Origin of the sequence: Pseudomonas sp. AA-38 (assembly GCF_029457475.1) — a bacterium.
In the GTDB taxonomy this organism is placed as follows: domain Bacteria; phylum Pseudomonadota; class Gammaproteobacteria; order Pseudomonadales; family Pseudomonadaceae; genus Aquipseudomonas.
In genome coordinates this window covers 1469201-1482108 of sequence record NZ_CP120359.1, presented here as the reverse complement: position 1 = coordinate 1482108, position 12908 = coordinate 1469201, and the positions used below count along the sequence as shown (strand labels likewise).

10 protein-coding genes are annotated in these 12908 nt (G+C 63.3%); all 10 read left to right on the top strand.

Annotated features, from left to right (window positions below):
• Positions 1 to 76 precede the first annotated feature (76 nt).
• Positions 77 to 1504 carry a mannose-1-phosphate guanylyltransferase/mannose-6-phosphate isomerase gene (locus PVE35_RS06775; protein ID WP_277374203.1) on the top strand — a complete coding sequence of 476 codons (1428 nt, stop codon included), beginning with the start codon at positions 77 to 79 and terminating at the stop codon, positions 1502 to 1504.
• A gap of 63 nt (positions 1505 to 1567) precedes the next feature.
• On the top strand, positions 1568 to 3073 hold the full coding sequence (locus PVE35_RS06770) for a glycosyltransferase family 2 protein (RefSeq protein ID WP_268182316.1): 1506 nt from the start codon (positions 1568 to 1570) through the stop codon (positions 3071 to 3073).
• 17 nt (positions 3074 to 3090) lie between these two features.
• On the top strand, positions 3091 to 4233 hold the full coding sequence (locus tag PVE35_RS06765; RefSeq protein WP_277374202.1) for a PilZ domain-containing protein: 1143 nt from the start codon (positions 3091 to 3093) through the stop codon (positions 4231 to 4233).
• A 7-nt stretch (positions 4234 to 4240) separates the two neighbouring features.
• Positions 4241 to 5716, top strand: a complete 1476-nt coding sequence (locus PVE35_RS06760; RefSeq protein ID WP_268182312.1) for a sel1 repeat family protein — start codon at positions 4241 to 4243, stop codon at positions 5714 to 5716.
• Complete coding sequence (locus tag PVE35_RS06755) at positions 5713 to 7128, top strand: alginate export family protein (protein WP_277374201.1); 1416 nt, start codon at positions 5713 to 5715, stop codon at positions 7126 to 7128. The genes PVE35_RS06760 and PVE35_RS06755 overlap by 4 nt, the downstream gene beginning before the upstream one ends.
• Positions 7129 to 7145: 17 nt before the next feature.
• On the top strand, positions 7146 to 8585 hold the full coding sequence (locus PVE35_RS06750) for an MBOAT family O-acyltransferase (protein ID WP_268182309.1): 1440 nt from the start codon (positions 7146 to 7148) through the stop codon (positions 8583 to 8585).
• A 9-nt stretch (positions 8586 to 8594) separates the two neighbouring features.
• Positions 8595 to 9689 carry an alginate O-acetyltransferase gene (locus PVE35_RS06745; protein ID WP_277374200.1) on the top strand — a complete coding sequence of 365 codons (1095 nt, stop codon included), beginning with the start codon at positions 8595 to 8597 and terminating at the stop codon, positions 9687 to 9689.
• Between the two features lie 12 nt (positions 9690 to 9701).
• On the top strand, positions 9702 to 10346 hold the full coding sequence (locus PVE35_RS06740) for an alginate O-acetyltransferase AlgF (protein ID WP_277374199.1): 645 nt from the start codon (positions 9702 to 9704) through the stop codon (positions 10344 to 10346).
• Positions 10347 to 10395: 49 nt separating this feature from the next.
• Complete coding sequence (locus PVE35_RS06735) at positions 10396 to 11799, top strand: alginate biosynthesis protein AlgX (protein ID WP_268182300.1); 1404 nt, start codon at positions 10396 to 10398, stop codon at positions 11797 to 11799.
• Positions 11790 to 12896, top strand: coding sequence for a polysaccharide lyase (locus tag PVE35_RS06730; protein WP_277374198.1), 1107 nt, complete (start codon positions 11790 to 11792; stop codon positions 12894 to 12896). The genes PVE35_RS06735 and PVE35_RS06730 overlap by 10 nt, the downstream gene beginning before the upstream one ends.
• The last annotated feature ends 12 nt before the right edge of the window (positions 12897 to 12908 follow it).

The following is a 12908-nucleotide window of genomic DNA, read 5'->3' as shown; positions in this document are numbered from 1 at the left end:
CCACGGGACAGGTCGAGGCCAATGGCCTTTGCACTGCCAATAGGTTGCCAATCGGTGTTTGTCCAGGAGTGACGAAATGATCCCTCTGATCTTGTCCGGCGGTAGCGGCTCGCGGCTCTGGCCGCTGTCGCGCAAGCTTTACCCGAAACAGTTCCTGCCCCTGACCGGCTCGGCCACCATGCTGCAGCAGACCCTGCAGCGCCTGGCCCCGGAAGGCATGCACAAGCCCATCGTGGTGTGCAACGAGGAGCACCGTTTCATCGTCAATGAACAACTCGCCGCCATCGGCTGCGAGGCGCACAGCATCCTGCTCGAGCCCTTCGGCCGCAACACCGCGCCAGCCGTGGCCATTGCCGCCATGCATCTGCTTGCCAGCGGCCGCGACGAACTGCTGCTGGTGCTGCCTGCCGACCATGTGATCGAAGACCGCGCAGTGTTCCACCAGGCGCTCGAGGTGGCTCGCAAGGCTGCCGAACAAGGCGAGATGGTGCTGTTCGGCGTACCTGCCGAACGCGCCGAAATCGGTTACGGCTACATCAAGACCAGCCCCATGGGCGACGAGCTTCCCGACGGTGTGCTGCCGGTGGAGCGCTTCGTCGAGAAGCCCGACCTGGCCACGGCGCAGAGCTTCGTGGCGCAGGGCGATTACTTCTGGAACAGCGGCATGTTCCTGTTCCGTTGCAGCCGTTATCTGGAGGAACTGCAACGGCACGACCCGGATATCTACGACACCTGCCAGTTGGCGCTGAGCCGCAGCAAGAGCGATCTGCAGTTCATCCGCATAGACCCCAGCTCCTTCGCCTGCTGCCCGGACAACTCCATCGACTACGCGGTGATGGAGAAGACCGAGCGCGCCTGCGTGGTACCACTGGCCGCCGGCTGGAGCGATGTCGGCTCCTGGTCGGCCCTGTGGGACGTGCGCAACAAGGACGCCAATGGCAACAGTCTGTCGGGTGACGTGCTGGTGCATGACAGCCACGACTGCCTGGCCCACAGCCAGAGCAAGCTGGTCACCCTGGTCGGCCTGCAGGACGTGGTGGTGGTGGAAACCAAGGACGCGGTGATGGTCGCGCACAAGGATCGCGTGCAGGACGTCAAGCAACTGGTCAACGCCATGACTCGCGAAGGCCGCAGCGAGGCGCTCAACCACTGCCAGGTCTATCGCCCGTGGGGCAGCTACGACTCCATCGACAACGGCAATCGCTTCCAGGTCAAGCGCATCGTGGTCAAGCCCGGCGCGCAGCTTTCGCTGCAGAAGCACCACCACCGTGCCGAGCACTGGATCGTGGTCTCCGGCACCGCGCGGGTGACCTGCGACGACAAGACCTTCCTGCTCTGGGAAAACCAATCCACCTACATTCCCATCGCCGCCGTACACCGCCTCGCCAACCCCGGAAAGATCCCCCTGGAGATCATCGAGGTGCAGTCCGGCGGTTATCTCGGCGAGGACGACATCGAGCGCTTCGAGGACGTCTACGGGCGCAGCGACAACGTACTCAGCTAGCCAGGAAAGCGCTTGCTGCCGGTTCGCCGGCAGCAGCGTTCATCAATGAAGGAAGCACGTCAAATGCAAAGATCCTTTGCAGACAGGTTGAACAAGTTCTTGGGCTGGGCCTGCCTCATCGCCCTGATCCTGCTCGCCTCGGAAATGATCGATCCCGCCTACCTCGATCCGTCGCATCAGAAGTTCATCTTCCTTATCGGCGTACTGGGCATGTGGCGCTATGGCAATGCCGTGATGCATTACCTGCGCGGCATGTACTTCCTGCACTGGCGCTTCCCGCGTATCCGCAAGGCGGTCGACCGTATGGGCGCGGCGGCTCTGCCGGAGCACCTGTTCATGGTGGTCACCAGTTTCCGCATTCCCACGCAGACCACCTACCAGGTCTACCAGTCGGTCTTCCAGGAGGTGCAGCGCCTGCCCGTGCCCTGCACGGTGATCGCCTCGATCGTGGAAAAGAGCGACGAGCACTTCATCAAGGACATCATGCGCCAGGAAGTGCGCGAACGTGACGACATCAAGCTGGTCATCGTGCGGGCCCGCGGCACTGGCAAGCGCGACGGCCTGGCCCACGCCTTCCGCGCGCTGTCACGGCGCATGCCGCTGGAGAACTCGGTGGTCGGCGTGGTCGACGGCGACACCCTGATGCTGCCGGGTTGCGTCGAGCGCGCGGTGAGCCTGTTCGCCTACCTGCCCAGCGTCGGCGGCATTACCACCAACGAGTTCTGCGAGGTCAAAGGCAGCCGCCTGATGCGCGAATGGCACACCCTGCGCTTCGTCCAGCGGCACATCAACATGTGTTCGATGGCGCTTTCCAAGCGCGTGCTGACCATGACCGGGCGCCTGTCGTTCTTTCGCGCCAGCGTGATGACCGACCCTACGTTCATTCAGGACGTGGAAGCCGATTTCCTCGATCACTGGCGCCTAGGGCGTTTCCAGTTCCTCACTGGCGACGACAAGTCCTCCTGGTTCAGCCTGATGCGCGCCGGCTGGGACACCTTCTACGTGCCCGACAGCCACACCCTGACCATCGAACACCCGCCCAGCAGCAGCTTCCTCCAGGCCACCCGGCAACTGATGTACCGCTGGTACGGCAACTCGCTACGGCAGAACTTCCGCACCACTCGGCTGCTGGGCTTCGGTCGCCTGGGGCTGTTCACCATGTACGTCTTGTACGACCAGCGCGTGTCCATGTGGACCTGCCTGATGGGGCTGAGCGCCTCGCTGGTGGCCGGCCTGCTGTTCGGCATCCAGTACCTGCTGCTGTACCTCTTCTGGGTGCTGCTGTCGCGCTCGCTGGTAACGCTGCTGTTCGTCTTCAGCAAGCACCCGGTCGACCCGCTCTACCCCTTCGTTCTCTATTACAACCAGATCATGGGTTCGTTGATGAAGGTGTACGCCATGTTCCACATGAACCAGCAGAGCTGGACGCGACAGAAAACCACGCTCAGCAATGGCAGCGTCGCTTTCGATGCGGCCCTCAACCGATGGACCTCGAAGGGCATGTTGTTCTCCTCGATCGCCATCTTTTTCGGGGTCATTTCGATCCTGCTCGAACTCACGCAACACTAAGCAAAGGCGCGAAGACCATGAGTAGCACTGTCTTACCCGGAAACATCGTTCACGAGGCGATCGACGAGCGTCAGTTCGTTCGCGCCAAGATTCCTGCCCGTGTCACCCTCGAGGGGAACGGGATCAAGGGCCTGGAATGCGAAATACTGGATCTGTCCCTGGGCGGTATCGGCCTGTCGCTGGCACAGCCCATGACCATCGGCAGCCTGTTCAATGCCTCGATCAAGCTGAAGCTGAACAAGATCGACCTGAACATCGAGACCAAGCTGAAGATCGTCTCCCAGCGCAACCATGAGGTGGGCGCCGAATTCGTCGACCTGGATCGGCAGAAGAGCGACATCCTGCGCTACATCATCTCGTCCTACATGTCCGGTGACATCGCCGATATCAACGGCCTGTTCAACGTGATGCAGCGCGAGAACTACATCAAGGAACGCAAGCACAAGACCGCCGAATCACGCACCTTCGGCGAGCGTCTGCGGGCTCTGTTCGGCTCGTTGCTGTTCCTCGCCGTCGGCCTCACGGCCCTCGCGCTCATCGTTTACAAGAGTTATCTGCTGTTCTTCCACATGCAGGCGGCGCAGGCCGTGGTCGGCGCCAACGCCTACATCGTCAGCATGCCGGAAAACGGCAACCTCAAGTACCTGATCGCCCCCGGACAAACGGAAGTCAGCGTCGGTCAGCCACTGGCCAGCGTTTCCACCCAGCTGGCCAGCAGCCTGACCAGCCCGGCGGACATCGCCGCCCTGGCCAACCTCTCGGAACAGGACAGTGCCGCCCTGCTCGGCCGCGTGACCGTGGAAACGGTGATCGCCAGCCCCTGCAACTGCAGCCTGTACTACCCCAAACCGCGTCAGGACGGCTTCGCCTACAAGCAGGACGCGCTGGTACACCTGTTGCCGCTGGATCAACCACTGGACGTCAAGGCCAGCATTCCCTTCGCGCAGATGAACAAGCTCGAGCGCGTGCGTGGCGTCGAGATGCGCGTGCTGGGTAGCGATCAGGTCTTCACCGGCGAGATCGTCGGCAGCCGCGTGGACGAACAGCAGCAGATGGTCGAGCTGACCATCAAGCCGGATCAGGCACTGCCGCGCAACGACTACCAGTTGCCTGTCGCGGTCGACTTCAGGCTCGGCCTGCCCACACGCTGGACATTCTGAGGTCGCCATGTCGCTCAGATTCATCCTTTGCACGAGCGCCCTGACCCTGGCGCTCAGCGGCGCGGCACAGGCCGAGCGTAGCCTCGATCAGGTGCGCTACGCGCTGTTCCAGGACAACCAGGCGGCGGTCGAGGACGACCTGCGCCTGCTGTCGCAGCGCGGTGATCTGGCAGCCGCCCGCCTGCTCGGCGAAGTGCTGGCCAGCCGCAGCCCAGCCAATACCGCGCAAGCCATCGCGCTGTTCAAGCAGGCCTTCGCCGATGGCCGTGGCGATATCGGCGCGCTGATCCCCCTGGCGCGCCTAGTGGACTACAAGCCGCGCTGGCGTGAGGCCAACCGCGACTTCATGCGCCAGGCCCTGACGCAGTTCGCCACCGGGCGCGACTTCATCAGCGTGGATACGCGCCTGGAAGTCTTCCTGGTCTACCCGGAGCTGTTCGACCAGGCCGAGACGATGCGCCTGATCGAGCTGTATGACCGCGCCTGCCTGATCTATTGCCACGCCCCGCTGTACCGGGCGGTAGCCGCGACGCGCTATGGCGAGCGCGCCGAGGCCGAGAAATGGTTCGAGCTGGCGGTGGAAAGCGACCCACGCGCGGTGAACCGTTATTACGCCTTTCTCGGTGCAAAGCGCAACGAACTGTTCCGTGCCTTCGCCATACGCCTGGCAGAGCGCATGAACAGCCTGCCGGTGGATCTGGTGCAGAGCATCGCCCAGCAACTGACCGCAGTGCGCAACGCCGAGATCGGCGCCTATAACAACAACCGCCCGCTGACCCGCGCGCAGACCGACGAAGAAAAGGCCGAGCGCGAGCGCAAAGCCCAGGCGCAAGCCAGCCTGATCGAACAGATCGACCGTGAAGTGCTGCAGTGGCTGGACAACGCCATCGCCCGTGACTTCGGCCCAGCCATGCTGAGCAAGGCCTACTTCCTGATGACCGCGCCGGATCGCTATGGCCCGGAGCCGGTGGTCGAGCTGATCCAGCGCCTGGAACAACGCCAGGGGCAGAACCTCAGCCTGAGCATGGCCGAGCGCCAGGATCCGATCACCCCGCAGCGCATCAAGGCCCTGCGCGCCAGCCTGCACATGGTGGTCTGGCGCACGCTCGACCCACAGCTGAGCCAACGCCTGATCGCCGAGCTGCAAGCCGAGCACTACCCCGAGGCCACGCTGCTCGAAGGCGACATGTACAGCCAGGGCGTGCTGGACGAGCCTGACCAGCAACACGCCATCGCGCTGTACATGAAGGAAGTCCAGAGCGGCTCGCTCAACGCCCTGATGCGCATTGCCCGCCTGTACAGCTACGGCCGTTCCATCTGCCGCGACGACATCAAGGCTTACACCTTCGCCTACGCCGCCCAGGAACTGGGTGATCAACGCGCCCTGTCGCTGGTGGAAGCGCTGGGCTCCAGGCTCACCCCCGAACAGCGCGCCGCCGCCACCCGTGAAGGCAACCGTCTCATCGAGGAATCCATCCTGTGATCCGCACCCATGTCTTGCGTCATGCCGCCCTGCTGCTCGCCTGCCTGCCCCTCACTCTGGTGCAGGCCGAGGAACCTGACGAACCAGTGGCAGAGCCCAGCAACCTGTCACCCGAACTCGAGCCCGTCACCTCGCTGCTGACGCAAAAGCTCTTCCTGCGCAGCGGCTACGGCCCGGACGAAACGCGTCTGGGCGAAGATCGTCGGGCCTTCTTCAGCCTGCGCTACGAACCCTCGTACCGCTGGTATTCCCCCGAGCAACGCTGGGCCAAGTGGGAAGCCTTCGGCCGCCTGTGGCTCAACTACGACACCGATCCCAACGCCCTGCAGACCATCGAGGGCGACAACGACGACCTGTCGCGGCGGCGCCACGCCTACAGCGAGGCACGCGAGTTCTACGTGCGGCGCAACCTGCTCGGCGACGATCCACGCTTCTCCGCCACCTTCGGCCGCCAGCGCTTCACCGACCGCTTCGGCATCTGGTGGGACGACAGCATCGAAGCCCTGCGCCTGGACTACAACGACAGCTTCGCCAATGGCTTCGTCGCCGTCGCCGAAAAGTTCTACTACTACAACTCGGACGACAATCGCCTCGACCCGCGTGACAAGAACATCCGCTACCTGATGGCCGAGTATGCCTGGCGCTGGTATGCCGACCACTGGGTCGGGGTGCGCCTGCTGCACGAGGACGACCACTCCGGTAGCGCCATCGATGACCGCCAGGATTTCGATGGCCTGCGCTATGGCCTGTTCCTGCGTGGCGATACCCGCCAGTTGACCTCGCTGATCAGCGATTACCAACTGGAGTTGGTGCGCCTCGACGGCAATCAGGAAATCACCCAGCGCAACGGCCTGCGTGATCGCAGCGACAAAGAGGGCTGGGCGCTGGTCGGCGATATCGGCAAACGCTTCGAGGATCTGCCCTGGACGCCACGTGTCGGCCTCACCGCCGGCCTCACCGACCGCCCGGACGACAGCGGCAACGATGGCTTCAGCCTCAACCGCATCCAGTCGGATCGGCGCAACGACCCGTTCAGCTACAGCAGCCGCCTGATCAGCAACCTGGTCAGCGTCAACCTGAGCAACCTGGCGTTCTATGGCGTCACCCTGGAAACCCAGCCCACCGACCGCAGCCAACTGGATATCCGCCTGAGCGACCTGCGCCTGCGCAACGCCTCCGCGCAACTGCCGCTGCGCACCACCAACGAAGGCACCGTGCGCGACAGCGGCTCGTCCACCCACCTGGGTCAGGTGCTGGACATCACCCATTACTGGCGCATGTTCCCGCTGGCCTACGAAGGCAAGCGCATCCAGCTCAACACCCTGACCAGCCTGAGTTACTTCCGCGCCGGCAGCGCCCTGGAAATCGGTGACGACTACCAGCTGACGCTGGGCATCACCCTGACGTACTGACCGAGAGTAGTGCCAGCATGATCTTCGCCTCCAACGTCTTCCTGTTTCTCTTCCTGCCGGTATTTCTGCTCTGCTATTACCTGGCCAGGGAGCACTGGCGTTCGTACGTAATCGTGCTTGGCAGCTACCTGTTCTATGCCTGGTGGCGCCCGGACTTCCTCCTGCTGTTCGTCGCCATTTCCTACTGGAATTACTGGTTCGGCCTGCGCATCAAGGCACGCATGGATGCCGGCGAGAAGAAAATCGCCTTCCGCCTGCTGACCATCGGCGTGGTCGGCAACCTGGCCACCCTGGGTTACTTCAAGTACGCCAACTTCGGCGCCGACGTGCTGGTGGCGATACTGGAGCCGCTGGGCATCAACACCTTCACCCTGGAACACATCATCCTGCCACTGGGTATTTCCTTCTACGTGTTCCAGGCCCTGAGTTACATCGTCGACATCTACCGGCGCAACGCCGAACCCACCGAGCGCTTCGTCGACTTCGCCGCCTACATCGCCATCTTCCCGCAACTGATCGCCGGGCCGATCCTGCGCTACAGCCTGATCGACAAGCAGTTGAAGCAGCGCACCCATTCGCTGGAGCTGTTCTCCCTGGGCGCCTGCCGTTTCATGCTCGGCTTCATCAAGAAGGTGCTGATCGCCGACTCCCTGGCGCCGATGAACGTGCTGTTCATCAGTGGCGGCAGCGCCGGCGAGCTGCAGATGGTCGATGCCTGGTTCGGCCTGCTGATTTCCGCCCTGCAACTGTATTTCGATTTCTCCGGCTACAGCGACATGGCCATCGGCCTGGGCATGATGATGGGCTTTCGCTTCGCCGAAAACTTCAACCAGCCCTATATCGCACAGAGCATCACCGAGTTCTGGCAACGCTGGCACATGACCCTGGCCGACTTCCTGCGTGACTACGTGTACATGCCGCTGGTGCGCAAGCGCCTGGTGGGCATGCTCACCGGGCTGGTGGTGACCATGCTGCTGTCGGGCCTGTGGCATGGCCCGAGCTTCGCCTTCATCTGCTGGGGGCTGTTCTTCGGGGTCGGCATGGTGATCGAACGCAAGCTGGGCATCGCCACCAAGATCACCACGCCCTATCACTTCTGGCGCAACATGCGCTGCCTGTTGCTGCTGCTGTGCTCCATGCCGCTGTTCTTCACCGGCAATCTGCCGCACAGCCTGCAGGTCTATCAGGCCATGCTCGGTTTCAACGGTTTCGGCTCGCTGCAACCTTACTGGCTCGGCACCTCGGCCATGACCCTGAGCTTTACCCTGCTCGCCGTGCTTTGGCTCGTCGTCGCCGGCACGATCAACCAGCGCTATTACGCCGGCAACAAGCAGCAGCCGTACTTCATGCAACACGTCGACGGCCTCAACACCCTGCTGCTGTGGGCCGTCTTCCTGCTGACGCTGAGCCGTCTGGCAGCCAACTCCTTCTCCCCTTTCCTGTACTTCCAGTTCTGAGGAGCGCGCATGTTTCCCGTGATGAGTTCGGCCAGCAAGATCAACGGCATCCTCTTCATCGTGCTGCTGTGCGGCATGTGTCTGTATTCCCTGCCGCTGGTGTTCGGCTTTGCCAGCCAGCAGAACGCCGGCCAGGCCATGGCGCTGTTCTTCGATGGCAAGCTGGTGCGCAAGTTCGAGCATTACTACGACAAGAGCCTGTTCCTGCGTGACCCATCCATCGAGCTGTGGGCCGATATTCAATATGCGCTGTTCCGCGAAGGCGCCAGTGGCGTGGTGCTGGGTCGTGACGGCTGGCTGTTCACCAATCAGGAGTACCTGCTGCCCGGTGATCTGGAAGAGAACCTGGACAAGCAACTGACGCTGATCGACAAGGCCCGCGAACAACTGGCGGCCAAGGGCACACGACTGATCCTGTTACCCATTCCGATGAAGCTGGACACCTACGCCGAGCATTCACGCCTGGCACCCAGCGCGCAGCTCAGCGGTTTGTACGAGGACTTTCGCGCACGCCTGAGCGAGCGCGGCATCGCCTCGGCGGATCTGCGTGGTGCCTACAACGAGGCAGCCGCCGCCCTGCCCCTGTTCCTGCGCAACGATACCCACTGGACACCACAGGGCGCCGACCTGGCCGCACGCACACTGGCCCGGCAGTTCCCCGAGCTGGCCGGCACTACGGCTTACGTCACCCAGACGGTGGGCGAGAAACAGGTGCCCGGGGATCTGCTCAACTACCTCAAGTTCGACCCTCGCTTCGCCCCCAGCTACTTCGCGCCAGTGCACATCGCCCTGCACGAAACCCTCAAAGACTCGCCCAAGGACATCGGCGACAGCCTGTTCGCCGACGAGGCGGTATCCCTGGCCGTGGTCGGCACCAGCTATACGCGCATCGATGACTGGAATTTCACCGGCTTTCTCAAACAGGCGCTGCAGCGTGATCTGATCAGCGTGGCCCTGGAAGCACGCGGCCCGTTCGAGGCCATGAACGCCTTTCTCGCCAGCCCGGCAGCCGCCAGCGGCGACGTGCACACCGTCGTCTGGGAATTCCCCCTGCGCACCCTGCTCGCGCAACGCCAACTCCCCTCCCCCATCGCCCAACAATAGAAGAGGTGCTTCATGCCCATCTCCCCGCTTCGCGTCCTGTTCATGCTGCTGATCATCGGCTGCACCGCTGCCCAGGCGGCCCAGGACGGCAATGCCGACCTCTATGACCCGGTGGCACCGGCCAACTCGGCTTTCGTCCGGGTGCTGAACCTGAGCGAGCGCAACATCGAAGTCGGCTTGAGCGGCAAGAACAAGCCCCAGCTCGTCAACAGCGGGCAATTCGGTGGCTATCGTTTCGTCGCACCGGGCAAGCAGATCATCAGCGCCGACGGGCAGACCCTGGAGAGCGAGCTCAAGGCCAACACAGCCAGCACCGTGATCTACCGCGACGGCAAGTTGCTGCTGCTGACCGACAAGTTCGTCGACGAACCGCGCAAGGCGCAGATCGCCTTCTACAACTTCACCGACAAGCCCGCCGCGCTGAAGACCGTCGATGGCCAGCATGTGGTGGTCGACACCCTGCAACGCGACCAGACCGGCAGCCGCATGGTCAACGAGCTGAAGATCGCCTTCGCCGCCTACGCCGACAACGACAAGCTGGCCAGCTTCGACGAACTGTTCCTGAAAAAGGGCCGTTCCTACAGCTATGCCCTGCTGCCGGCAGGCAATGGCTACCGCGCCATCACCCTGGCCAACAGCATCGACGCCACCGAATGAATTCCGACCAGCAGGCCCTACGAGTAAGCGGACGATGATCCCGACGAAGATGAAACACTACCTTTCCCTGGCCATCGGCAGCCTGCTGGTGGGCGGCATGCAGGCCAGCTTCGCCGCGGCGCCGGCGAGCCAGGCCGATGACTGCGCGGATCTGCAATGCCTGATCTGCCCGCAACTGAGTGCACCCGAGGAATACGCCCAGGGCAACATGAAGGCGCTCAAGCAGCTCGTGCCGGGCCGTGACCACTGGCTGTTCCGTTCCGAAGTGGATCTGACCAACGACTTTGGCATTCCGGCCGCCATGCAGCCGGAGTTCGCCCGCCTGATGCGCGCCTTCGCCAGCCATGGCACCCAGGTGGTGATGGCGGTACAACCGACCCGTGGCCTGATGCATCGCGCCCAGCTTCTGCCGGGGCAAGCGCACGGTTTCGATTACGCCCGCGCCAGCGGCAACCTGCGCAACTTCCTGCAGCAGATGCGTGACGCAGGCGCCATAGTGCCGGACATCATGGGCCTGGTGCAGCAGCCCCCCAAGGACTTCTTCTTCCGCCGCGACCACCACTGGACCCCGGTGGGCGCCGAGGCCATCGCCAGGGTCACCGCCGACACCATCCGTCAACAGCCGGTCTACGCCCAACTTGCACACAAGGGCTACAAGACCGAGCAGAACATGACCCTGTTCAAGGACGGCACCCTCAACCTCGGCCTCAACGCGATCTGCGGCAACCGCTACGGCAATCAGTTCGTACCGGGCTACCAGACCGTCCCGGAAAGCAACGACGCCGCCCTGCTGTTCGAGGAACAGCCCGAGCCCGAGATCGTCCTGGTCGGTACCAGTAACTCCGCCGCCCGTGAAGACGAAACCAAGCAGTTCAACTTCGACGGCTTCCTCAAGCAATACCTGAGCAGCGACCTGGTCAACTACGCCCTGCCCGGCGCCGGCCAGGATGGCTCGTTGCTGCAATACCTGCTGTCCGACAACTATGCGCCGGACAAGGCGCCCAAGCTGATCATCTGGGAACTGCCGGCCAACTACCGCCTCGATGGCGACATCACCTACCGGCAACTGGTGCCAGCGGTCAACGGCGGTTGCAAGGCCAGCCCCAGCGAACTCGAGGCACGCGTCGAGCGTCCTGGCCTGCAGCTCAACGATCGCATCGAACTGCTCAGCAATGCCGGGGCACAACGCAAGGATCTCAAAGGTCGCGACGGCGTACTGGACATCCGCATCAGCGACCCCAACCTGAAGAACTTCTACATCATCACCTATTACGACAACGGCACCCGCGACAAGGTGTGGTTCCGCCGCGAGGCCATCGTCAACAGCGGGCAGTACTACCTGGAGCTGAGCCGCGCCGCCGAATTCCGCGACGCCAACCTGCTGTCCGTCTTCCTCGAACCGACCCAGATCATCGAGCAACCCCTGCAGATCGAGACCAAGCTATGCCTGTGACCCCCTCGATCAGGTGGCTGGCCACCGTCCTGCTGCTCGGCCCCCTGAGTGCCAACGCCACGCAATCGATCTGGGTCAGCCAGGCCACGCCGGCATCCGCACTGGTGGACGACTACCGCCACCAGCGCTGCCCGAAAACGCCACCGCCGGCCTACACCGGCCACCTGCAGCTCGACAGCAAGTACGACCAGAGCGACAGCAGCAAGTCACGCCTGACGGCCAAGCAGAGCAAGGACACCCAGCGTGTTCGCCAGCAGGTGCAGTACTACATCAGTGGCCTGATCAAGGCCGGTGAAGTGTTCCAGCGCGCGAAGAAGGCCGAAGAAGCCAACGTCGCTCTGGGTTGTCTGAGCCAATGGCTCGACGCCTGGGGCAGCCAATCGGCCCTGCTCAGCGACGATGCCAGCAAGACCGGCGTGGCCGCACGCAAATGGGCGTTGGCCGCCATCGCCACCACCCTGCTCAAGGTGCGCGCCCTTAGCGACCAGCGCTACCAGTTGAGCAGCGTGCAGCAGCGTTGGCTCGGCCAGCTCTCGGCCAAGGTGATGGCCGAATACGAGCCGCGTCGCCACGACCCCAGCATCTACTTCAACAACCATGACTACTGGGCGGCCTGGGCCGTGGCGGCCAGCGCCATGCTGCGCAACGACGACCGCGCCCTGGCCTGGGCCGATGTCGCCCTGCGCCGCGCCATCGGCCAGATCACCGCCGGCCAGGGCGATTACGCCTACCTGCCACTGGAAGTCGCCCGTGGCCGCCTGGCCGCCGACTATACGCACTACGCCATGGTGCCACTGACCTTGCTGGTGGAAACGGCAGAAACCAATGGCCGGCCGCTCACCGCAGAGGAGCGCAGCAAGTTCGCCGCCCTGGCCAACTTCGCCGCGCGCGCCGTGCTGGAACCCAAGGCCCTGCCCGAGCTGACCCAGCGCCAGGCCGAAGTCGGCACGCACAAGATGGTCTGGCTGCTGCCGTTTCTCAACCGCTATCCGCAGCATGCATGGGCCAGACGCCTCTACCAGGCATATGGCCAAGACATCAATGGCTACAGCCAGGTGGGTGGTGATCTCAAACCACTCTACCCTCGCCTCAACTGACACAGGACGCCG